Here is a 22467-nt window from a genome sequence, read left to right as displayed (position 1 = left end):
CTTCCGCGGATCCGATAGCCTCTGCCGACCGCCGTCCACACCGGCCCGCCGACCGCCATCCTCGCCGGCATCCCCACATGTCCAGGGAGTGAGTTCCTCTGCCGACCGCCATCCTCACCGGCCCGCCGGCTCCGGCGTCGCCGCTCGAGGGCGACCTGAGGTCGCTCGGGTTCGACGTGGTCGAAGCGCGGGAGTCCGACCACGGATCCGGAAGTCTCGCGGCACTGATCGCCGCGGTCCCCGCCGGCGACCGGGTGGCGATCGTCGACCGGCGCTTCGTCGGCCACGCGCACGCGCTGCGACTGGCGCTCACGGACCCCCGCTTCGACGCCTCCGCCGTTCCCGGCGCGCTCTCGGTGCAGGCCGCGGCACGTCCCGCGCTGGCCAGGGCGCTCGCCGCCGGGCCGGCCGCCGGCCGGCTGCCGGACACCCTCGGCAGCGCGCTCGACGCCGAGGGCGTGGCCCCGCACCGTCCCGAACTGGGTGTCCTGGTCGCTGCCGTACCCGCCTCGGACGCCGACCGGGCCGAGGCCGCAGCGGCCGTCGCCGCGGTCGACGGCGAGAAGGTCCGGCTGCGGAACGCCGTCAAGGCGCGCGACGGCTTCTTCACCACCTACTGCATCAGCCCGTACTCGCGCTATCTCGCGCGCTGGTGCGCCCGGCGCGGGCTGACCCCGAACCAGGTCACCACCGCTTCCCTGCTCGTCGCGCTGATCGCGGCCGGCTGCGCGGCCACCGGCACCCGGCCCGGCTTCGTCGTCGCCGGCGTCCTGCTGATCGCCTCGTTCGTCCTGGACTGCACCGACGGGCAACTGGCCCGCTACTCGCTGCAGTACTCGACGCTCGGCGCCTGGCTGGACGCCACCTTCGACCGGGCCAAGGAGTACGCGTACTACGCCGGCCTCGCGCTCGGCGCGGCCTGCGGCGGTGACGACGTGTGGGCGCTGGCGCTCGGCGCGATGGTGCTGCAGACCTGCCGGCACGTCGTCGACTTCTCGTTCACCGAGGCCAACCACGACGCGACGGCCAACACGAGCCCGACCGCCGCGCTGTCCGACAGGCTCGACAGCGTCGGCTGGACCGTCTGGGTGCGCCGGATGATCGTGCTGCCGATCGGCGAGCGCTGGGCGATGATCGCGGTACTCACCGCCGTCACCACGCCCCGCATCACCCTGACCGTGCTGATCATCGGCTGCGCGCTCGCCGCCTGCTACACCACCGCGGGCCGCATGCTGCGCTCGCTCACCCGCAAGGCCACCCGCACCGACCGGGCCGCCCAGGCGCTCGCCGAGCTGGCCGACAGCGGGCCGCTCGCCGAAGCCGTCGCCCGGGCCGGCGCACCGCTCGCCCGCCGCCTGCCGTCGTTCGCCGCCCCCGCCGTGGCCCTGCTCGGCTCCGCCGCGCTGGTGGCCACCGCGGCGCTGGCCCCGTGGGGCAGCTGGTGGCCGGTGCTGGCCGCCGGTGTATACGTCCTGACCTCGGGTCTGGCCGTCGCGCGGCCGCTGAAGGGCGCGCTGGACTGGCTGGTCCCACCGTTCTTCCGGGCGGGCGAATACACCACCATCCTCGCGCTGGCGGCCGTCTCGGACGTGAACGGGGCATTGCCCGCCGCTTTCGGCCTGGTGGCCGCTGTCGCCTACCATCACTACGACACGGTGTACCGCATCCGCGGCGGAACCGGGGCGCCACCACGGGCCCTGGTACGCGCGACCGGCGGACACGAGGGCAGGGCGCTGGCGGTCACCGCGGCGGCCGCGCTCGCGCACCACACAGGTTTTACCGTCACGCTGACGGTCATCGCCGGGGCGCTGACACTCGTGGTGCTCACCGAGAGCATCCGTTTCTGGGTGTCGTCAGCCGCACCCGCAGTACACGACGAATCAGGAGAACCCGCATGATCGGCCTCGTGCTGGCAGCCGGCGCCGGACGGCGTCTGCGTCCCTACACCGACACCCTGCCCAAGGCTCTGGTGCCGGTGGACCCCGAGGGGGCGGGCACCACCACCGTCCTGGACCTGACCCTCGGCAACTTCGCCGAGGTCGGCCTCACCGACGCGGCGATCGTGATCGGGTACCGCGGCGAGGCCGTCGTCGAGCGCAAGGCCGCCCTGGAGAAGAAGTACGGCGTCAAGCTGCACCTCGTCGACAACGACAAGGCGGAGACCTGGAACAACGCCTACTCGCTGTGGTGCGCCCGGGACATCCTCACGGAGGGTGTGATCCTCGCCAACGGCGACACCGTGCACCCGGTCTCCGTCGAGAAGACCCTGCTGGCGGCCCGCGGCCAGGACCGGCGGATCATCCTCGCCCTCGACACGGTGAAGAAGCTCGCCGACGAGGAGATGAAGGTCATCACCGACCCGTCCGTGCCTTCACGGGGGGTTCAGCGCATCACCAAGCTGATGGACCCGGCCACCGCGACCGGCGAGTACATCGGCGTCACGCTCATCGAGTCGTCGGCCGCCGCCGACCTGGCCGACGCGCTGAAGACGACCTTCGAAAAGGACCCCGACCTCTACTACGAGGACGGCTACCAGGAGCTCGTCAACCGCGGCTTCACCATCGACACCGCGCCCATCGGTGACGTGGCCTGGGTCGAGATCGACAACCACGACGACCTGAAGAAGGCACGGGGGATCGCGTGCCAGTACTGACCCGGCTGATCCCCTCGCCGGTCGTCGTCGACATCAACGGGGGCGCTCTCGCCGATCTGGCCGGCCTCCTGGCCGACCAGCGGATCTCCAGCTCGGGCAAACTCGCCATCGCGGTCAGCGGCGGCTCCGGCCTCAAGCTGCGCGACCGGCTGGCTCCCGAGCTGCCCGGCGCCGACTGGTACCCGGTCGACGGCGGCACCATCGACGAGGCCGTCAAGCTCGCCGACGCCATGCGCGGCAAGCGGTACGACGCGGTCGTCGGCCTCGGCGGCGGCAAGATCCTCGACGTCGCCAAGTACGCGGCGGCCCGGGTCGGGCTGCCGATGGTCGCCGTCGCGACGAACCTGGCGCACGACGGCATCTGCTCGCCGGTCTCCACGCTGGACAACGACAACGGACGCGGTTCCTACGGGGTGCCGCCGCCCATAGCGCTGGTGATCGACCTGGACGTGATCCGCGAGGCGCCCGTGCGCTACGTGCGGTCCGGCATCGGCGACGCGATCTCCAACATCTCCGCCATCGCGGACTGGGAGTTGTCGCACCGTGAGACCGGCGAGCCGATAGACGGTCTCGCCGCCGCCATGGCCCGCTCCGCCGGCGAGTCCGTACTGCGGCACCCGGGCGGAGTGGGGGACGACGCGTTCCTCACCACGCTCGCCGAGGGACTGGTGCTCTCCGGTATCGCCATGTCGATCAGCGGGGACACCCGCCCGTCGTCCGGCGCCTGCCACGAGATCAGCCACGCCTTCGACCTGCTGTACCCCAAGCGCGCAGCGGCGCACGGCGAGCAGTGCGGCCTGGGCGCCGCCTTCGCCATGTACCTGCGTGGGGCACACGAGGAATCCGGTCTGATCGCCGAGGTGCTGCGACGCCACGGCCTGCCGGTCACGCCCGGCGAGATCGGCTTCTCCGACGAGGAGTTCGTCAAGGCGGTGGAGTACGCACCGCAGACCCGCCCCGGGCGCTACACGATCCTTGAACACCTCGACCTGTCCGCAGACCAGATCAAGGACGCATACGCCGACTATGCCAAAACCATCAGTAGCTGAACTCCGCCCGGTCGTTCACCCCCCGGGAGTGAAGGACCGGCGGAGCGGCGAGCACTGGGCCGGCCGGCTCTACATGCGTGAGCTCTCGCTGCGCATCGACCGGCACCTGGTGAACACGCGCGTCACGCCCAACCAGGTGACGTACGTGATGACCGTCGCCGCTGTCCTCGCCGCCCCGGCTCTGCTGGTGCCGGGGATCGCCGGTGCCGTGCTCGGTGTGGTGATGGTCCAGCTGTATCTGCTGTTCGACTGCGTCGACGGCGAGCTCGCCCGCTGGAAGAAGCAGTACTCGCTGGGCGGGGTCTACCTGGACCGCGTCGCCGCCTATCTGTGCGACGCGGCCGTGCTGGTCGGATTCGGCCTGCGCGCCGCCGATCCGTGGGGCTCCGGGCGGATCGACTGGCTGTGGGCCTTCCTCGGCACGCTGGCCGCCCTCGGCGCCGTGCTGATCAAGGCGGAGACCGACCTCGTCGGCGTCGCCCGTCACCAGCAGGGGCTGCCGCCGGTCAAGGAGGCGGCGTCCGAGCCGCGTTCGTCCGGTATGGCGCTGGCCCGCAAGGCCGCCGCGGCGGCGAAGTTCCACCGGCTCGTCCTCGGCATCGAGGCGTCACTGCTGATCCTGGTACTGGCGATCCTGGACCAGGTCAGGGGCGACCTGTTCTTCTCGCGCCTCGGTGTCGCCGTGCTGGCCGGCATCGCGATGCTGCAGACTCTCCTGCACCTGGTCAGCATCCTGGCTTCGAGCAGGCTGAAGTGAGTACCCCGCTGAAGCTCGGCGCGGTGATCATCACCATGGGCAACCGCCCCGTGGAGTTGCGCGACCTGCTGGACTCCGTCGCCAAGCAGGACGGGCCGCCGATCGAGGTCGCGCTGGTCGGCAACGGATCCCCGCTCCCCGAGCTGGAGGGGTCCGCGTCGCGGCTGCGCACCGTCGAGCTGCCCGAGAACCTGGGCATTCCGGGCGGGCGCAACGTCGGTGTGGAGCTCTTCGGCCCGAACGGCTCCGATGTCGATGTGGTCCTCTTCCTCGACGACGACGGCCTGCTGCCGGGTACGGACACCGGGGAGCTGCTCCGCCAGGCCTTCACGGCCGATCCGGAGCTGGGCATCGTCAGCTTCCGGATCGCGGATCCGGAGACCGGCACCACCCAGCGCCGCCACGTGCCGCGCCTGCGGGCGTCGGACCCGATGCGCTCCTCGCGGGTGACCACTTTCCTGGGCGGCGCCAGCGCGGTCCGTACGAAGGTGCTGGCGCAGGTCGGCGGGTTGCCGGACGAGTTCTTCTACGCGCACGAGGAGACGGACCTGGCCTGGCGGGCGCTGGACGCCGGCTGGATGATCGACTACCGGTCGGACATGGTCCTGCACCACCCGCTCACCGTGCCGAGCCGGCACGCGGTCTACCACCGGATGGTGGCCCGCAACCGGGTGTGGCTGGCGCGCCGGAACCTGCCATGGCCCCTGGTGCCCGCCTATCTCGGCACCTGGATCCTGCTGACGCTCGCGAGACGCCCGTCCGGTCCCGCCCTGCGGGCCTGGATCGGTGGATTCCGGGAGGGCTGGGCGACGCCCTGCGGCCCCCGGCGCCCCATGAAGTGGCGCACGGTCTGGCGGCTGACCCGACTGGGCCGACCCCCGATCATCTGACAAGCTCGAACCTGAGAGCATCGGTCGCAGTCCGGGACCCCCCTGCACCGGACGCGCACCTTGAGGACGAAAGTGTCTACTGTGAGCGGAACAGCGCACGACGGTGCCGTCGCCGTGAGTGCCCCATCGGACTCCGGGGCCGACGGTGGTCTGTCGGCTTCCGAGCTGGCGGCGAAGTACGGGCTGTCGGTCAGTGGTGCCCGGCCGGGCCTTGGTGAGTACACCCGGCAGTTGTGGGGCCGGCGGCACTTCATCAACGAGTTCGCGAAGGCGCGGACGCAGGCGCAGTACACCGATGCGCGGCTGGGTCAGTTGTGGCAGGTGATGACGCCGTTGCTGAACGCGGCGGTGTATTACCTGATCTTCGGGCTGTTGTTGGGTACCGACCGTGGTGTGGACAACTTCATCGCGTTCCTGGTGACGGGTATTTTCATCTTCACGTTCACCCAGTCGTCGATCATGAGTGGTGTGAAGGCGGTCTCGGGGAATCTGGGGCTGATCCGGGCGTTGCATTTCCCGCGGGCCTCGATGCCGATCGCGTTCACGTTGATGCAGTTGCAGCAGTTGCTGATGTCGATGCTGGTGCTGTTCTCGATCGTGTTGATGACCGGTGAGGTGCCGACCTGGTCGTGGTTGCTGGCGATTCCGGCGTTGTTCATCCAGTCGGTGTTCAATGCGGGTCTGGCGCTGGCGGTGGCCCGGTTGGGCAGCAAGATGACGGACCTGGCGCAGCTGATGCCGTTCATCCTGCGGACGTGGATGTACACCTCCGGCGTCATGTACAGCATCGCCAATTTCACGAAGGAAGCACCGTACTTCGTGAAGATCCTGCTCGACATCAACCCGGCGGCCGTCTACATCGACCTGATGCGGTTCGCGTTGATCGACAGCGTGACGGCCGAGCAGATGCCGCCGCACGTCTGGGCGGTCGCGGTGGGCTGGGCGGTCTTCGCGGGCGTCGGCGGGTACGTGTATTTCTGGAAGGCTGAGGAGAAGTACGGCCGTGGCTGAGCAGACCGAAACCCGTGTCCCCACCGTGATCGTGGACGATGTGCACATCGTCTACCGGGTGCACGGTGCGGGGAACAGCAAGGGCAGCGCGACGGCCGCCCTGGGACGCATAATCTCGCGCAAGTCGTCGCCCAACGTCCGGCTGGTCCATGCCGTACGCGGGGTGAGTTTCACTACGTACCGGGGTGAGGCGGTCGGCCTGATCGGGTCGAACGGGTCGGGCAAGTCGACGATGCTGCGGGCCATCGCGGGCCTGCTGCCGCCGGAGAGCGGCCGGGTCTACACCGACGGCCAGCCCTCCCTGCTGGGTGTCAACGCGGCACTGATGAACGACCTCACCGGCGAGCGGAACGTCATTCTGGGCGGCCTGGCGATGGGCATGTCGCAGGAGGAGATCCGCGAGCGGTACCAGGGCATCGTGGACTTCTCGGGGATCAACGAGAAGGGCGACTTCATCTCGTTGCCGATGCGGACGTATTCCTCGGGCATGGCGGCCCGGCTGCGGTTCTCGATCGCGGCGGCCAAGAACCATGACGTGCTGATGATCGACGAGGCGCTGGCCACCGGCGACCGCTCCTTCCAACGGCGCTCGGAGGAGCGCATCCGCGAGCTGCGCAAGGAAGCCGGCACGGTCTTCCTCGTCAGTCACAACAACAAGTCGATCCGTGACACCTGCGACCGGGTGCTGTGGCTGGAGAAGGGCGAGCTCCTCATGGACGGCCCGACGGACGACGTGCTGAAGGCCTACGAAGAGGCCACCAACAAGTAGCCGGCCGGCGGACCGGACGGCGGTCCGCGGCGTCGCACGTAACGATCGGGCCCCCGCCGGTTCTGCCCGGCGGGGGCCCGTCCGTTTGTGCATGATCCGCCGACAGGGCCCGCGCCCGCCGGATCGCGCCCCTCCCCGCGGCGCCAACCGGCTCTGCGGAGAGCCCGATTGCCGGCGGACGGGGGGAATCCGAGCGGAATCCCGCCTGTCGCTCGCGCCCCCGGCGTACGCCGGTGATCTGCCCGACGTAAGCTGTAGCGGTGCTCCGGGGTGGGCGCGGCGTGTCCGAAATGGGAAGCTTCTTCCCAGCGGTGTAGAACTGGGGAGTGTGGCGGCCATGAAGATCGGGACCATCCAGCTCCACAGCGCGTTCGCCGCGCGCGGGACGGGACGCCCGCAGTGACCGCGGACGCGCAGTCGCGCGCCGTCCTCGACAAGGCCGCCCGCGAGAACTTCCCCGTCGCTCCGTTCTTCCTGCCGAAGGCCTGGCGCGGCGATCTGATGGCCGTCTACGGCTTCGCACGGCTCGTCGACGACATCGGCGACGGCGACCTGGCCAACGGCGGCCGGGACGACGCCGCCCGGCTCGGCCTTCCGCCGGAAGCCGCCGAGGACCGGATCGCCATGCTCGACGCGTTCGAGGGCGATCTGCGCAAGGTCTTCGACGGAACCCCCCGCCATCCACTCCTCCTGGCACTGCAGCCCACCGTCCGCCGCCACGGGCTGACCCCCGGACCCTTCGAGGGTCTGATCGAGGCCAACCGCCAGGACCAGCGGGTCCGGCGCTACGACACGTACCAGGATCTGCTCGCCTACTGCGAACTGTCCGCCAACCCGGTGGGCCGGCTCGTTCTGGGGATCACGGGCACCTCGACACCCGAGCGGATCCGGCTCTCCGACGCCGTCTGCACCGCGCTGCAGATCGTCGAGCACTTGCAGGACGTGGCCGAGGACCTCGGCCGCGACCGGATCTACCTGCCGGCACAGGACATGAAACGCTTCGGAGTCACCGAAGCGGACCTCGCCGTCCCCACCGCTGGCGCACAGGTGCGCGCACTGGTGGCATTCGAAGCGGAACGCGCCCGGGACCTTTTGAATGAAGGCACCCCATTGGTGGGTAGCGTCCGTGGCAGGCTCAGGCTTCTGCTCGCCGGCTTTGTCGGCGGCGGGCGTGCCGCGCTGAACGCGGTCGAGAGTGCGGGCTACGACGTGCTCCCGGGGCCGCCGAAAGCCACCAAGCCAAGCCTGCTGCGCGAAGTGGGGTCGACATTGCGAAGAAAGGGGTGAGGCGGACCGTGAACGGTTCTGCCCACACGTCCGGGCCGGTTCTCGCCGCATACCGTTACTGCGAGACCGTGACCGGGCACGAGGCCCGCAACTTCGCCTACGGCATCCGCCTGCTGCCCCTCCCCAAGCGGCAGGCCATGTCGGCCCTCTATGCCTTCTCCCGCCGCGTCGACGACATCGGCGACGGCGACCTCGACCCCGCCGTCAAGCAGATCCGGCTCGACGAGACCCGGGCCCTGCTGGCCCGGATCCGCGAGGGCGAGATCCGCGAGGACGACACCGACCCGGTCGCGGTGGCACTCGCCGACGCGGCGCGCCGTTTTCCGCTGCCGCTCGGCGGCCTCGACGAACTGATCGACGGCGTCCTGATGGACGTGCACGGCGAGACGTACGAGACCTGGGACGACCTCGCGGCGTACTGCCGCTGCGTCGCGGGCGCCATCGGACGGCTCTCGCTGGGCGTCTTCGGCACCGTCGGCCCCGGCGGCCGGGGGACCGGCGACATGGAGCGCGCCGCCGGGTACGCCGACACCCTCGGCCTCGCCCTGCAACTCACCAACATCCTGCGGGACCTCCGGGAGGACGCCGGCAACGGACGGTCCTACCTGCCCGCCCAGGACCTGGCCAAGTTCGGCTGCTCCGAGGGGTTCCACACCGACACCCCGCCGCCCGGCTCGGACTTCGCCGGCCTGATCGAGTTCGAAGTCCGCCGGGCCCGCGCCCTGTTCGCGACGGGGTACCAATTGCTACCTGCGCTCGACCGGCGCAGCGGCGCCTGCGTGGCCGCGATGGCGGGTATCTACCGCAGACTGCTGGATCGGATCGCGGCGGATCCCGAGGCGGTGCTGCGCGGCCGGGTCTCACTTCCGGGTCACCAGAAGGCGTACGTCGCCGTACGCGGTCTGGCCGGACTTGACGCCCGCCGCACGGCCCGGGGGCGCGGGTGACGTTCCTAGCAACCAGTCAGGTCCCCAGTGCGTCAGTGCCGGTGACGGAGCGTCGCGTCACGTCGGAAGCCATGGAAAGGGGGGAGGGCGAATGACCGTATCCGAGGTCTCCGGCCGTCCTCCGGCGACCGCGGTGGTCGTGGGCGGTGGGCTGGCCGGCACCACGGCGGCCCTGGCCCTCGCCGACGCCGGGCTCCGGGTGACGCTGATCGAATCGCGTCCCAGGCTGGGCGGACTGGCGTTCTCGTTCCGGCGCGGTGAGCTGTCCGTCGACAACGGGCAGCATGTCTTCCTGCGCTGCTGCACCGCCTACCAGTGGTTCGTCGACCGGATCGCGGCCCGCGACCTGGTCACCCTGCAGGACCGGCTCGACGTGCCCGTCCTGGACGCGTCGAACATGCGGCTGGGCCGGCTGCGCCGCGCCGCGCTGCCCGTACCGCTGCACCTGGCGGCGAGTCTCGCGACGTATCCGCATCTGTCGCTCAGGGAACGGGTCACGGTCGGGCGCGCCGCGCTGGCGCTGCGGGCCCTGGACCTGGACGACCCGGCGCTGGACGACACCGACTTCGCGAGCTGGCTGCGGGACCGGGGCCAGTCCCCGCGCACCATCGAGGCGCTGTGGGACCTGGTCGGCGTCGCGACGCTCAACGCCACCGCGGCCAACGCCTCGCTGGGGCTTGCCGCCATGGTCTTCAAGACCGGGCTGCTCTCCGACGCCGGCGCCGCCGACATCGGCTGGGCGGCCGCGCCACTCGGCGAGCTGCACGACGACCGGGCCCGCAAGGCGCTGGACGCGGCGGGCGTGCGGATCATGCTGCGGTCCCGGGTGACCGGCATCGAGCCGGCCGCCGGGGGCGGCTGGCAGGTCGACGCCGAGACCGGTCCGGGGCGCGGCGAGCAGATCGACGCCGGCACCGTCGTCCTGGCGCTGCCGCAGCGCGAGACGCACGGGCTGCTGCCTGAGGGCGCGCTGGACGATGCCGACGCGCTGCTGCGGATCGGCACCGCGCCGATCCTGAACGTGCATGTCGTGTACGACCGCCAGGTGCTGCGTCAGCCGTTCTTCGCCGCGCTCGGCAGCCCCGTCCAGTGGGTCTTCGACCGTACCGAGAGCTCGGGGATGACCGGGCCCGGCCAGTACCTGGCCGTCTCGCAGTCCGCCGTCGAGGACGAGATCGACCTGCCGGTCGCGGAACTGCGCGAGCGGTATCTGCCGGAGCTGGAACGTCTGCTGCCCGCGGCCAGGGGGGCCGGGGTGACGGACTTCTTCGTCACCCGGGAGCGCACGGCGACCTTCGCCCCGGCGCCCGGCGTTGGCCGGCTGCGGCCGGGCCCGGCCACCCGCGCACCCGGTCTGTACCTGGCCGGCGCGTGGACCGCCACCGGTTGGCCCGCGACCATGGAGAGCGCCGTGCGCAGCGGACTGCACGCCTCCCGAGAAGCTTTGACCGCACTAGGCCTTCCGTTCGAGAACGATGTTGTGAGGGCCGTATGAGCACAGCCAGTGCAACCAGAGGAGTAAACGTGACCGCTGCCGGCGTCCTTGAGCTGCTGGAGCGCGGCCGCACCCTGTCCACACCGGTGCTCCGCTCGGCCGTGGAACGGCTCGCGCCACCGATGGACACCGTCGCCGCCTACCACTTCGGGTGGATCGACGCGACCGGCCGGCCGGCCGACGGCGACGGCGGCAAGGCCGTCCGTCCCGCGCTGGCCCTGCTGTCCGCCGAGGCGGCGGGCGTGCCGCCCGAGGTCGGCATCCCCGGCGCTGTCGCCGTCGAGCTGGTGCACAACTTCTCGCTGCTGCACGACGACCTGATGGACGGCGACGAGCAGCGCCGGCACCGCGACACGGTGTGGAAGGTGCACGGTCCCGCCCAGGCGATCCTGGTCGGTGACGCGCTGTTCGCGCTCGCCAACGAGGTGCTGCTGGAGCAGTGCACCGTGGACGCGGGCCGCGCCACCCGCCGACTCACCGTCGCGACCCGCAAGCTGATCGACGGCCAGGCCCAGGACATCTCCTTCGAGCACCGGGAGCGGGTCACCGTCGAGGAGTGCCTGGAGATGGAGGGCAACAAGACCGGCGCCCTGCTGGCCTGCGCCTCCTCCATCGGCGCGGTGCTCGGCGGCGCGTCGGACTCCGACGCCGACGCGCTGGAGGAGTACGGCTACCACCTCGGGCTGGCCTTTCAGGCCATCGACGACCTGCTCGGGATCTGGGGCGACCCGGCCGCGACCGGGAAGCAGACCTGGAGCGATCTGCGGCAGCGCAAGAAGTCACTGCCCGTGGTCGCCGCGCTGGCGGCGGGCGGCAAGGCATCGGAGCAACTCGGCGAACTGCTGGCAGCAGATGCCAAGAATCCTGAAACAGGAGCGTTCAGTGAGGAAGAGTTCGCCCTGCGGGCGGCGTTGATCGAAGAGGCGGGAGGCCGGGAGTGGACATCCCAGGAAGCGCGCCGGCAATACGCCACTGCAATCGCCGCACTGGATAAAATGGACATGCCGGACGAAATTCAACGTAAGCTCGTAGGCCTGGCGGATTTTGTGGTGGTTCGCGAGAAATAAAGATCTAACGTGGAGCGCAGCACGTCGCCGACCAAGCACGTGTAACGGTCGACGGCAGCCCCAACACCGCAGAAGTCTCAACTGCAAAGGGGAAGCCATGACAGCGACGACCGACGGCGGTCCGGGGGCCCCAGCCCCCCAGGCACCTTCGGCCAGCACCACCTCGACACCGCACCCCGTACACGTCGGCGGTGCCGAGGCGGCGGCGGAGCGTGCCGCGCAGCGCGCCGCCGCCCATCTCCTGGCAGGCCAGCATCCCGACGGGTGGTGGAAGGGCGACCTCGAGACCAACGTGACGATGGACTCCGAGGATCTGCTGCTCCGTCAGTTCCTGGGCATCCAGGACGAGCGGACCACGCAGGCCGCCGCCCGCTGGATCCGTTCGCTGCAGCGTGACGACGGGGCGTGGCCCACCTTCCACAGCGGGCCGGGAGACCTGTCCGCGACGATCGAGGCGTATGTCGCGCTGCGGCTGGCGGGAGACACGCCGGAGGCGCCGCACATGGCGGACGCCGCGGCGTGGGTCCGGGAGGCCGGCGGCGTCGCCGGGGCCAGGGTCTTCACCAGGATCTGGTTGGCGCTCTTCGGCTGGTGGCGGTGGGAGGACCTCCCCGAGCTGCCGCCGGAGATCATCTATCTCCCCAAGTGGTTCCCGCTCAACATCTACGCCTTCGGCTGCTGGGCCCGGCAGACCATCGTCCCGCTCACCGTCGTCGCCGCCCACCGGCCGGTCCGGCCGGCGCCCTTCGGGATCAGCGAGCTGCACAGCGACCCCGGGCAGCCCAATCCGCCCCGCCCGCTCGCCCCGCTCGCCAGTTGGGACGGCCTCTTCCAGCGGCTGGACCGGGCCCTGCACCTGTACCGCAAGGTCGGCGTCCGGCCGCTGCGCCGTACCGCGCTCAAGGCCTGCGCGCGCTGGATCATCGAGCGCCAGGAGGACGACGGCTGCTGGGGCGGGATTCAGCCGCCCGCGGTCTACTCGGTCATCGCGCTGCACCTGCTCGGCTACGAACTCGACCACCCGGTCGTGCGCGCGGGGCTCGACTCGCTGGATCGTTTCGCCGTCTGGCCGGACGAGGACACCCGCATGATCGAGGCTTGCCAGTCGCCGGTCTGGGACACCTGCCTCGCCACCATCGCGCTGGCCGACGCCGGCGTGCCGGCCGACCATCCCGCGCTGGTCAAGGCGGTCGACTGGATGCTCGACGAGCAGATCACCAAGCCGGGCGACTGGTCGGTCCAGCGGCCGGGGCTGCAGCCGGGCGGCTGGGCCTTCGAGTTCCACAACGACAACTATCCGGACATCGACGACACCGCCGAGGTCGTGCTCGCCCTGCTGCGGGTCGAGCACCCCGATCCGGGACGGGTCGACGCCGCCGTGGAGCGGGCCGTCCGCTGGAACATCGGCATGCAGTCGAAGAACGGCGCGTGGGGCGCCTTCGACGCCGACAACACCAGCGCCTTCCCCAACCGGTTGCCGTTCTGCGACTTCGGCGAGGTCATCGACCCGCCGTCCGCCGACGTCACCGCGCACGTGGTGGAGATGCTCGCCTCGATCGGCCTGGAACGCGACACCCACACCCGGCGCGGCATCGACTGGCTGCTGGCCGAACAGGAGGAGAACGGGGCCTGGTTCGGCCGCTGGGGCGTCAACTACATCTACGGCACCGGATCCGCGGTGCCCGCACTGGTGGCCGCCGGCCTCCCGGTGAGCCACCCGGCCCTCCGACGGGCCGTCAACTGGCTGGAGAGCGTGCAGAACCAGGACGGCGGCTGGGGCGAGGACCTGCGCTCGTACTCCGACCGGGAGTGGATCGGCCGCGGTGTCTCCACCGCCTCGCAGACCGCCTGGGCGCTGCTGGCGCTGCTGTCGGCCGGCGAGCGCGACAGTGAGGCGGTGGAGCGCGGGGTGCGCTGGCTCACCGACACGCAGAAGGAGGACGGCTCCTGGGACGAGCCGTACTTCACCGGTACCGGGTTCCCCCGGGACTTCTCCATCAACTACCACCTGTACCGGATGGTCTTCCCGCTCACGGCGCTCGGGCGCTATGTGCGCGGGGAGCCGCTGGGAGTCATCGGCAACGTGACGAAGGGCGGCAACGTGACGAAGGGCAAGGTGGCCGGATGACGGCTCTGCTCGTCGTCTGCGCCCTCGGCGTCGAACGGTTCGCCCTGCGGGGCGGGGACCGGACCGGCGCCGCGGGTCCTGTCGCCCTGCTGCGCACCGGCATGGGACCGCAGGCCGCCGAGCGGGCCGTCACCGAAGCGCTGCGCGCCCCGGAACTGCGGGACGCGGCAGTGCTGGCCACCGGATTCTGCGCCGGGCTCGGCCCCGGCATGCGCCCGGGCGACCTCGTCGTCTCGGACGAGACCCATGGGGCCGCACCACTGGCCGCCGCGCTCGAAGCGGCGGGGCACACCGTTCACACCGGACGCCTGGCCGGGTCCGACCATGTCGTACGGGGCGCCGAACGCTCCGTTCTGCGGTCGACAGGAGCGATCGCGGTCGATATGGAATCCACCGCAATACTGCGCGCCGCCCAGGCACGCGGACCACGGCCCGTCGCCGCCGTCCGCGTTGTTGTCGACACTCCCGAGTATGAACTGATACGTGTCGGCACGCTGCGCACCGGAATTACCGCATTCCGCGTGCTAAGGGCTATTCTTCCTGCCTTTTTCGAATGGCACCGTACTACCGCTGTGCTCTCCTGGAGGTGAGCTAGATGGCTATGCCGCTCCGCCAGTCCATCCGGGTCGGAACGTACCTCATGGAACAGAAACTCCGACGCCGTGACAAGTTCCCCTTGATTGTGGAACTGGAGCCGCTTTTTGCCTGCAACCTGGCCTGCGAGGGCTGTGGAAAGATCCAGCATCCGGCGGGAGTCCTCAAGCAGCGCATGCCGGTCGCCCAGGCGGTCGGCGCGGTGCTCGAGTCCGGCGCCCCGATGGTGTCCATCGCCGGTGGCGAGCCCTTGATGCACCCCCAGATCCACGAGATCGTGCGCCAGTTGGTGGCCAAGCGGAAGTACGTCTTCCTTTGCACCAACGCGCTGCTGATGCGCAAGAAGATGGACAAGTTCACGCCGTCTCCGTACTTCGCCTTCACGGTCCACATCGACGGGCTGAAGGAGCGGCACGACGAGTCGGTCGCCAAGGAAGGTGTCTTCGAGGAGGCGGTCGAGGCGATCAAGGAGGCCAAGAAGCGCGGCTTCCGGGTCACCACCAACTCGACCTTCTTCAACACCGACACCCCGCAGAGCATCATCGAGGTCCTCAACTACCTCAACGACGACCTGAAGGTCGACGAGATGATGATCTCGCCCGCCTACGCCTACGAGAAGGCGCCCGACCAGGAGCACTTCCTCGGCGTCGAGCAGACCAGGGAGCTGTTCAAGAAGTCGTTCGCGGACGGCAACCGCAGGAGGTGGCGGCTCAACCACAGCCCGCTCTTCCTGGACTTCCTGGAAGGCAAGGTGGACTTCCCGTGCACCGCCTGGGGCATCCCCAACTACTCGCTCTTCGGCTGGCAGCGCCCCTGCTACCTGATGAGCGACGGGTACGTGACCACGTACCGGGAGCTCGTCGAGGAGACCGACTGGGACAAGTACGGCCGCGGCAAGGACCCGCGCTGCGCCAACTGCATGGCGCACTGCGGCTACGAGCCCACCGCCGTACTCGCCACGATGGGTTCTCTCAAGGAGTCCATCCGTGCCGCCCGTGAGACGGTGGCCGGAAACCGCGGGAAGTGACAGAGCCATGTCGGGTATCGAGCCGGTAGCGCTCGGCCTCCCCGCCGTCCCGTCCCGCCCGCTCTCGGTGCGCCGCCACTCGCGGCGCATCGAGGTCGGGTCGGTCGCGGTGGGCGGGGACGCCCCGGTGTCGGTCCAGTCGATGACGACGACGGTGACCGCGGACGTGAACGCGACGCTGCAGCAGATCGCGGAGCTGACAGCCGCGGGCTGCCAGATCGTGCGGGTGGCCTGCCCTTCGCAGGACGACGCGGACGCGCTCGCCGTGATCGCGAGGAAGTCGCAGATCCCGGTGATCGCCGACATTCACTTCCAGCCGAAGTACGTCTTCGCGGCGCTCGACGCCGGCTGTGCGGCGGTGCGGGTGAACCCGGGGAACATCCGGCAGTTCGACGACAAGGTCAAGGAGATCGCGAAGGCGGCGGCCTCGGTCGGCACCCCGATCCGGATCGGCGTCAACGCGGGCTCGCTGGACCGCCGGCTGATGGAGAAGTACGGCAGGGCGACGCCCGAGGCGCTGGTGGAGTCCGCGCTGTGGGAGTGCTCGCTGTTCGAGGAGCACGGTTTTCGCGACATCAAGATCTCGGTGAAGCACAACGACCCGGTCGTGATGGTCAACGCCTACCGGCTGCTGGCGAGCAAGTGCGACTACCCGCTGCACCTCGGTGTCACGGAGGCCGGTCCGGCGTTCCAGGGCACCATCAAGTCCGCCGTCGCGTTCGGCGCACTGCTCTCCGAGGGCATCGGCGACACGATCCGCGTCTCGCTCTCCGCCCCGCCGGTCGAGGAGGTCAAGGTCGGCATCCAGATCCTGGAGTCGCTGAACCTGCGGCAGCGGCGGCTGGAGATCGTCTCCTGCCCGTCCTGCGGGCGGGCGCAGGTGGACGTCTACAAGCTCGCGGACCAGGTCTCGGCCGGTCTTGAGGGCATGGAAGTGCCGATGCGCGTCGCCGTCATGGGGTGTGTCGTCAATGGTCCGGGGGAGGCCCGGGAAGCGGATCTCGGGGTCGCGTCCGGGAACGGAAAGGGTCAGATCTTCGTGAAGGGCGAGGTCATCAAGACCGTGCCCGAGTCGAAGATCGTGGAGACCCTGATCGAAGAGGCGATGAAGATCGCCGAGCAGATGGAATCGGACGGCACGTTCTCCGGGGCACCGGAAGTCACTGTCGGCTGACCGCAGCAATCCCGGTAGGGGGAACGAGGTCCATCGTGTCGATACTGGAGAACATCCGAGGCCCGCGCGACCTGAAGGCACTGCCCGAGACCCGGCTCGACGAACTCGCCGCCGATATCCGCCACTTCCTCGTGCAGGCGGTGGCGAGAACCGGCGGCCATCTCGGGCCCAACCTGGGCGTGGTCGAGCTGACCATCGCCCTGCACCGCGTCTTCGACTCGCCCGCCGACCGCGTCCTGTGGGACACCGGGCACCAGTCCTACGTGCACAAGCTGCTCACCGGGCGGCAGGACTTCTCGAAGCTGCGCGGCAAGGGCGGCCTGTCCGGCTACCCCTCGCGCGCCGAGTCCGAGCACGACGTCATCGAGAACAGCCACGCCTCGACGGTGCTCGGCTGGGCCGACGGCCTGGCCAAGGCCAACCAGGTGCTGGGACGACCCGACCATGTGGTCGCGGTCATCGGCGACGGCGCGCTGACCGGCGGCATGGCCTGGGAAGCGCTGAACAACATCGCCGCGGCCAAGGACCGACCGCTGATCATCGTCGTCAACGACAACGAGCGCTCGTACGGGCCGACGATCGGCGGCCTCGCCAACCATCTGGCGACGCTGCGCACCACCGACGGCTACGAGCGTTTCCTCGCCTGGGGCAAGGACGTGTTGCAGCGCACCCCGGTCGTGGGCCGGCCGCTGTACGAGTCCCTGCACGGCGCGAAGAAGGGCTTCAAGGACGCCTTCGCGCCGCAGGGCATGTTCGAGGACCTGGGCCTGAAGTACGTCGGCCCGATCGACGGGCACAACATCGCGGCCGTCGAGTCCGCGCTGCGGCGCGCCGCGCGCTTCCACGGACCGGTGCTCGTCCATTGCCTGACCCAGAAGGGCCGCGGCTACGCGGCGGCGGAGCAGGACGAGGCCGACCGCTTCCACACCGTCGGCGCCATGGACCCGCTCACCTGCGAGCCGCTCGCGCCGTCCAACGGCCCCTCGTGGACCTCGGTCTTCGGCGCCGAGATGCTCCGGATCGGCGCGGAGCGCCCGGATGTCGTCGCCATCACCGCGGCGATGCTGCAACCCGTCGGGCTCGGCGCGTTCGCCGCCGCGTTCCCCGACCGGGTCTACGACGTCGGCATCGCCGAGCAGCACGCCGCCGTCTCGGCGGCGGGCCTGGCCACCGGCGGCCTGCACCCGGTGGTCGCGGTGTACGCGACGTTCCTGAACCGGGCGTTCGACCAGGTGCTGATGGATGTGGCGCTGCACAAGTGCGGTGTCACCTTCGTACTGGACCGGGCCGGCGTCACCGGCGTGGACGGCGCTTCGCACAACGGCATGTGGGACATGTCGATCCTGCAGGTCGTCCCTGGTCTGCGGATCGCCGCGCCGCGCGACGCCGACCAGCTGCGCGCACAGCTGCGCGAGGCGGTGGACGTCGATGACGCGCCCACCGTGGTCCGGTTCCCCAAGGAGACGGTGGGCGAGGCGGTGCCGTCCCTGGAGCGGATCGGCGGGCTCGACGTGCTGCGCCGCGACCTTCGCGAGGACGTGCTGCTGGTATCGGTCGGGGCGCTCGCCGGCACCTGCCTGGCGGTCGCGGAGCTGCTGGACGAACGCGGTCTCGGCGTCACCGTCGTCGACCCCCGCTGGGTCAAGCCGGTCGACGCCGCGCTGCCGCCGCTCGCCGCCCGCTTCCGCATGGTGGCGGTCGTCGAGGACAACAGCCGTACCGGCGGCGTCGGTTCGGCCGTGGCCCAGGCGCTGCGGGACGCCGACGTGGACGTACCGCTGCGCGACTTCGGTATCCCGCAGGACTTCCTGGCCCACGCCAAACGCGGCGAAGTGCTCGCCGACATCGGACTCACCCCGGCCGAGATCGCCGGCCGGATCAGCGCCACGCTCGCCCGCCGCAACGGGGCCGGCGACGTGGGCGACGCAATCAAGGAGCTGGCACCCGATGACACCGTCTGAGTCGCAGCCCGTCGAACCGCCACCCGTGGCGAAGGGCTTCGACATCGCGACCCTCCTCGCCGAACGCGGCGGCGAACGCTACGACCTGCATGCCAAGCACCTCAACCACCAACTGCCGCGCATGCTGCACACCATCGGCTTCGACAAGGTCTACGAGCGGGCCGAGGGCGCGCACTTCTGGGACGCCGAGGGCCAGGACTATCTGGACATGCTCGCCGGCTTCGGGGTGATGGGCCTGGGCCGGCACCACCCCGTCGTCCGCAAGGCGCTGCACGATGTCCTGGACGCCGGGCTCGCCGACCTGACGCGCTTCGACTGCCAGCCGCTGCCGGGCCTGCTCGCCGAAAAGCTGCTCACCTACAGCCCGCACCTGGACCGGGTGTTCTTCGGCAACAGCGGCACCGAAGCCGTCGAGACGGCGCTGAAGTTCGCCCGCTACGCCACCGGCAGGCCGCGGATCCTGTATTGCTCGCACGCCTTCCACGGGCTGACGACGGGGTCGCTGTCGGTCAACGGCGAGGACGGCTTCCGCGACGGCTTCGCCCCGCTGCTGCCCGACACCGCGATCGCGCTCGGTGATCTGGACGCGCTGGAACGGGAGTTGAAGCGCGGCGACGTCGCCGGACTGATCGTGGAGCCCATCCAGGGCAAGGGCGTCCACGAGACCCCACCCGGCTACCTCCGCGCCGCGCAGGAACTGCTCCACAAGCACAAGGCGCTGCTCATCGCCGACGAGGTGCAGACCGGCCTCGGACGCACCGGTGACTTCTACGCCTACCAGCACGAGGCCGGGGTCGAGCCCGACCTGCTGTGCGTCTCCAAGGCGCTGTCGGGCGGCTATGTGCCGGTCAGTGCCACGCTCGGCAAGGACTGGATCTTCAAGAAGGTCTACTCCTCGATGGACCGGGTCCTGGTGCACTCCGCCAGCTTCGGCTCCAACGCCCAGGCGATGGCAGCAGGGTTGGCCACCCTGTCCGTCATGGACGACGAAGGCGTCGTCGCCAACGCCCGGCACACCGGCGACCTGTTGCGGACCCGGCTGGCCGCCCTCGTCGACCGCTACGAGTTGCTGCGCGAGGTGCGCGGGCGCGGACTGATGATCGGTATCGAGTTCGGCAAGCCGACCTCACTGGGGCTGCGCAGCCGCTGGGCGATGCTGCAGGCGGCCCGTAAGGGCCTGTTCGCGCAGATGGTGGTGGTCCCGCTGCTGCAGCGGCACCGGATCCTCACTCAGGTATCGGGTGACCACCTCGAAGTCATTAAGCTGATCCCCCCGCTGATCATCGACGAGTCGGACGTGGACCGCTTCGTCGGGGCGTTCACCGCCGTGATGGACGACGCGCACGGTGGCGGCGGGCTGATGTGGGACTTCGGGCGGACGCTGGTCAAGCAGGCGGTCGCCAATCGGTGAGAACGGGGCGGCGAGTGATGGACACGGCGACGGTGCGGGCGGTCAACGCGTTGACGGCGCGATGGGCGGGGGTGGCGGTCACGCCGGGGAAGGGCACCGCGTTCAGCGCGGTCGGCGTCTGGCCGTTGCTGGCCTTCCTCGGCGGCGCGGCGGACGGCCCGGCCCGCGCTGAGCTCGAGCAGGCGCTCGGTGTGCCCGCGGACCACGCCATCGAGCACGGTCGCGCGCTGCTGGAGGCGCTGGGCGCGGCGGACGGCATCGACACGGCGCTGGGCGTCTGGACGAAGCGGGAGGTGCCGCTGCGCGAGGAGTGGGTGGAGCGGCTTCCGCCCACTGTCGCCGGGCGGTTGACCGGCGACGCCGCCATGGACCGCAAGGAACTCGACTCCTGGGCCGCACGCAACACCGGCGGCCTGATCGAGGAGATGCCCGTCGAACTGGACGCCTCCACGCTGATGGTGCTGGCGAGCGCGCTGTGCGTACAGACCGAGTGGCAGCAGCCGTTCACGCCGTCCACCCTGCAGCCGAAGCGCGGCCCCTGGGCGGAGCGCAAGGTCGCGGGGCTGTCCCGGTCCGGCTCCGATCTGGATCTGCTGGGCGTCGCGGCGACGCCGGCGGGAGCGCTCACGGTCCTGGACGTCCAGGGTGCGAACGGCATCGACGTCCGGCTGCTGCTCGGCGAGGAGACCGCCGCGGCCGGGGACGTGCTCCGGGCGGGCACCGAGGTGCTGGCCGGGGCGTACGAGGTGGTACCCGGCGGGCGGCTGGCCGAGGGGCTCCCGGGGCCCGGGATCGCGATCCAGAAGATCACCAGCTTCAGCTCCGACCCGCAGCTGTACACGACGACCGCGGCCTTCACCGTCAGCGACGACCACGACCTGATGCGGGACGCGGAGCTGTTCGGCCTCGAATCGTCCCGCGACGACAGCCGGGGTCACTTCCCGGGAATCAGCGAGGTGCCGTTGGCAGTGACCGGGGCACGGCAGTCGATCACGGCTTCGTTCAGCGCGGAGGGCTTCCGGGCCGCCGCCGTGACCGCCTTCGCCATGGCCGCGGCCGGGGTACCGCAGAAGAAGGCGAAGTTCGTGGCCGTGACCTTCGACCGCCCCTTCGGCTTCCTCGCCGTGCACCGTGCCACCGGGCTGGTGCTGACCGCGGGCTGGGTCCCCGACCCGCACGACGCGGTCGTCGACGAGCGGTGGGGCTGGTGACCCGGCGAGCCGGCCTCAGTCGTCGGTGAGGATCTCGCTCGTCTCCGAGGATCTCACTCGCCCGTGAGGATCTCAGTCGTCCGTGAGGAGCAGCTCGCGCAGCCGTGCGCGCCGCTCCTCCGTACAGCCCAGGCCCTCCGACAGGTAGCGGTCGACGGAACCCCAGCGCTCGTCGATCGTGTCGAAGGCGGCGGTGAGGTATTCCAGCCGGGCCTCGAAGAGCGGGCTGAGCAGCTTCATGATCTCGGGGTCGATGGCGGAGCCGGTGCTGCCGTCACCGCGCTGGACCTTGTAGCGGCGGTGGGCCGCGTTGCTCTCCAGGTAGTCGGCCTCGATGTCGGCGCGGTCCACGCCGAGGGCGAGAAGGATGATGGCCATCGACGTCCCGGCCCGGTCCTTGCCTGCGGCGCAGTGCAGCAGGGCCGGTACGGCGGGCTCCTCGGCGAGCAGTTCGAGCATCCGGCTGTGCTGGGCGGTGCGGTCCAGGATGAGCTGCCGGTAGGCGGTGATCATGCGCTCGGCGCCCTTGCCGTCGCCGAGAGCGTCGCGCAGCGCGTCCAGGTCGCCGTCGCGGACGGTGTGCCAGAAGTCGGCGCCGTGGGCGGGGTCGCTGAGCGGCATGTTCACGTTCTGGACGCCGGGCAGATCGACGTCGGGGCCCTCCATCTTGATGTCGTCCGCGTTGCGGAAGTCGAAGATCGTGTGCAGGCCGAGCGTGGCCAGGAAGGCCGCGTCCTGGTCTGTGGTGTGCGCGAGGTGGCCGCTGCGGAAGAGCTTCCCCGGCCGGACCCGGCGGCCGTCGGCGGCCCGGAGCCCGCCCACGTCACGGAAGTTGCGGACACCGGTCAGCACCGGCTCGGCGCCGGTCGCGGTGCCGGCGCCTGCCTCGGTGTCGGTGGAGGGGGTCTTCGGCAGCTGCTGGGTCACCGGCGCTCCTTCGGGTCACGGCTCAGAGCTCGGGGCTGAACCTCAGCCGACGATACGACACCGGCCGCACCGACGTACCGGCCGGTATGTGTTCGCCGCGCCATTGCCT

19 protein-coding genes are annotated in these 22467 nt (G+C 70.5%); 18 read left to right on the top strand and 1 reads right to left on the bottom strand.

Annotated elements, in window-relative coordinates:
- Positions 1-98: 98 nt before the first annotated feature.
- The 18 genes from AC07DC_RS05870 (at position 99) to AC07DC_RS05785 (ending at position 21431) form a co-directional block, all read left to right on the top strand.
- Complete coding sequence (locus AC07DC_RS05870) at positions 99-1898, top strand: DUF5941 domain-containing protein (protein WP_478912628.1); 1800 nt, start codon at positions 99-101, stop codon at positions 1896-1898.
- Positions 1895-2653: a phosphocholine cytidylyltransferase family protein gene (locus AC07DC_RS05865; protein ID WP_478912151.1), complete on the top strand. Its 759-nt coding sequence runs from the start codon at positions 1895-1897 to the stop codon at positions 2651-2653. The genes AC07DC_RS05870 and AC07DC_RS05865 overlap by 4 nt, the downstream gene beginning before the upstream one ends.
- Positions 2641-3702 (top strand): iron-containing alcohol dehydrogenase family protein, encoded by a 1062-nt coding sequence (locus AC07DC_RS05860; protein ID WP_478912149.1) that lies wholly within the window; start codon positions 2641-2643, stop codon positions 3700-3702. The genes AC07DC_RS05865 and AC07DC_RS05860 overlap by 13 nt, the downstream gene beginning before the upstream one ends.
- Complete coding sequence (locus AC07DC_RS05855; RefSeq protein ID WP_478912147.1) at positions 3680-4459, top strand: CDP-alcohol phosphatidyltransferase family protein; 780 nt, start codon at positions 3680-3682, stop codon at positions 4457-4459. Before AC07DC_RS05860 ends, AC07DC_RS05855 begins: the two co-directional genes overlap by 23 nt.
- Positions 4456-5349, top strand: a complete 894-nt coding sequence (locus tag AC07DC_RS05850) for a glycosyltransferase family 2 protein (protein WP_478912146.1) — start codon at positions 4456-4458, stop codon at positions 5347-5349. Before AC07DC_RS05855 ends, AC07DC_RS05850 begins: the two co-directional genes overlap by 4 nt.
- Positions 5350-5430: 81 nt before the next feature.
- Positions 5431-6360 (top strand): ABC transporter permease, encoded by a 930-nt coding sequence (locus tag AC07DC_RS05845; RefSeq protein ID WP_478912144.1) that lies wholly within the window; start codon positions 5431-5433, stop codon positions 6358-6360.
- A complete protein-coding gene (locus AC07DC_RS05840) occupies positions 6353-7129 on the top strand; it encodes an ABC transporter ATP-binding protein (RefSeq protein ID WP_478912142.1) in 777 nt (258 codons plus the stop codon). Before AC07DC_RS05845 ends, AC07DC_RS05840 begins: the two co-directional genes overlap by 8 nt.
- 399 nt (positions 7130-7528) lie before the next feature.
- The gene (gene hpnC, locus AC07DC_RS05835) at positions 7529-8416 is read left to right on the top strand and encodes a squalene synthase HpnC (protein ID WP_478912140.1); all 888 of its coding nucleotides are present in this window, start codon (positions 7529-7531) and stop codon (positions 8414-8416) included.
- Positions 8413-9363 carry a presqualene diphosphate synthase HpnD gene (hpnD, locus tag AC07DC_RS05830; RefSeq protein WP_478912139.1) on the top strand — a complete coding sequence of 317 codons (951 nt, stop codon included), beginning with the start codon at positions 8413-8415 and terminating at the stop codon, positions 9361-9363. Before hpnC ends, hpnD begins: the two co-directional genes overlap by 4 nt.
- Positions 9364-9454: 91 nt before the next feature.
- On the top strand, positions 9455-10858 hold the full coding sequence (gene hpnE / locus AC07DC_RS05825) for a hydroxysqualene dehydroxylase HpnE (protein WP_478912137.1): 1404 nt from the start codon (positions 9455-9457) through the stop codon (positions 10856-10858).
- On the top strand, positions 10855-11925 hold the full coding sequence (locus AC07DC_RS05820) for a polyprenyl synthetase family protein (RefSeq protein WP_478912135.1): 1071 nt from the start codon (positions 10855-10857) through the stop codon (positions 11923-11925). Before hpnE ends, AC07DC_RS05820 begins: the two co-directional genes overlap by 4 nt.
- A 97-nt stretch (positions 11926-12022) precedes the next feature.
- Positions 12023-14053, top strand: coding sequence for a squalene--hopene cyclase (gene shc, locus AC07DC_RS05815; RefSeq protein WP_478912133.1), 2031 nt, complete (start codon positions 12023-12025; stop codon positions 14051-14053).
- On the top strand, positions 14050-14643 hold the full coding sequence (locus AC07DC_RS05810) for a phosphorylase family protein (protein ID WP_478912131.1): 594 nt from the start codon (positions 14050-14052) through the stop codon (positions 14641-14643). The genes shc and AC07DC_RS05810 overlap by 4 nt, the downstream gene beginning before the upstream one ends.
- Before the next feature lie 5 nt (positions 14644-14648).
- Positions 14649-15674 carry an adenosyl-hopene transferase HpnH gene (gene hpnH / locus AC07DC_RS05805; protein WP_478912129.1) on the top strand — a complete coding sequence of 342 codons (1026 nt, stop codon included), beginning with the start codon at positions 14649-14651 and terminating at the stop codon, positions 15672-15674.
- Between the two features lie 16 nt (positions 15675-15690).
- Positions 15691-16848, top strand: a complete 1158-nt coding sequence (gene ispG / locus AC07DC_RS05800; RefSeq protein ID WP_478912626.1) for a flavodoxin-dependent (E)-4-hydroxy-3-methylbut-2-enyl-diphosphate synthase — start codon at positions 15691-15693, stop codon at positions 16846-16848.
- 35 nt (positions 16849-16883) lie between these two features.
- Positions 16884-18809, top strand: a complete 1926-nt coding sequence (dxs, locus tag AC07DC_RS05795; protein WP_478912127.1) for a 1-deoxy-D-xylulose-5-phosphate synthase — start codon at positions 16884-16886, stop codon at positions 18807-18809.
- Positions 18796-20220, top strand: coding sequence for an aspartate aminotransferase family protein (locus AC07DC_RS05790; protein ID WP_478912125.1), 1425 nt, complete (start codon positions 18796-18798; stop codon positions 20218-20220). The genes dxs and AC07DC_RS05790 overlap by 14 nt, the downstream gene beginning before the upstream one ends.
- 17 nt (positions 20221-20237) lie before the next feature.
- Complete coding sequence (locus tag AC07DC_RS05785) at positions 20238-21431, top strand: serpin family protein (RefSeq protein ID WP_478912123.1); 1194 nt, start codon at positions 20238-20240, stop codon at positions 21429-21431.
- Positions 21432-21503: 72 nt separating this feature from the next.
- On the opposite strand, the gene AC07DC_RS05780 is transcribed toward AC07DC_RS05785, so the two are convergent.
- On the bottom strand, positions 21504-22358 hold the full coding sequence (locus tag AC07DC_RS05780) for a tyrosine-protein phosphatase (RefSeq protein WP_478912121.1): 855 nt from the start codon (positions 22356-22358) through the stop codon (positions 21504-21506).
- Between the last annotated feature and the right edge of the window lie 109 nt (positions 22359-22467).

The organism is Streptomyces sp. NPDC045021 (assembly GCF_056432645.1).
This window is presented reverse-complemented; position numbering and strand designations above follow the sequence as displayed.

What these genes read in the sequence shown, in the direction of transcription:
- AC07DC_RS05865 (WP_478912151.1), top strand. Translation starts at nt 1,895, where the DNA reads ATGATCGGCCTCGTGCTGGCAGCCGGCGCCGGACGGCGTCTGCGTCCC.
- AC07DC_RS05855 (WP_478912147.1), top strand. Translation starts at nt 3,680, where the DNA reads ATGCCAAAACCATCAGTAGCTGAACTCCGCCCGGTCGTTCACCCCCCG.
- hpnE (WP_478912137.1), top strand. Translation starts at nt 9,455, where the DNA reads ATGACCGTATCCGAGGTCTCCGGCCGTCCTCCGGCGACCGCGGTGGTC.
- AC07DC_RS05820 (WP_478912135.1), top strand. Translation starts at nt 10,855, where the DNA reads ATGAGCACAGCCAGTGCAACCAGAGGAGTAAACGTGACCGCTGCCGGC.
- shc (WP_478912133.1), top strand. Translation starts at nt 12,023, where the DNA reads ATGACAGCGACGACCGACGGCGGTCCGGGGGCCCCAGCCCCCCAGGCA.
- AC07DC_RS05810 (WP_478912131.1), top strand. Translation starts at nt 14,050, where the DNA reads ATGACGGCTCTGCTCGTCGTCTGCGCCCTCGGCGTCGAACGGTTCGCC.
- hpnH (WP_478912129.1), top strand. Translation starts at nt 14,649, where the DNA reads ATGGCTATGCCGCTCCGCCAGTCCATCCGGGTCGGAACGTACCTCATG.
- AC07DC_RS05790 (WP_478912125.1), top strand. Translation starts at nt 18,796, where the DNA reads ATGACACCGTCTGAGTCGCAGCCCGTCGAACCGCCACCCGTGGCGAAG.
- AC07DC_RS05785 (WP_478912123.1), top strand. Translation starts at nt 20,238, where the DNA reads ATGGACACGGCGACGGTGCGGGCGGTCAACGCGTTGACGGCGCGATGG.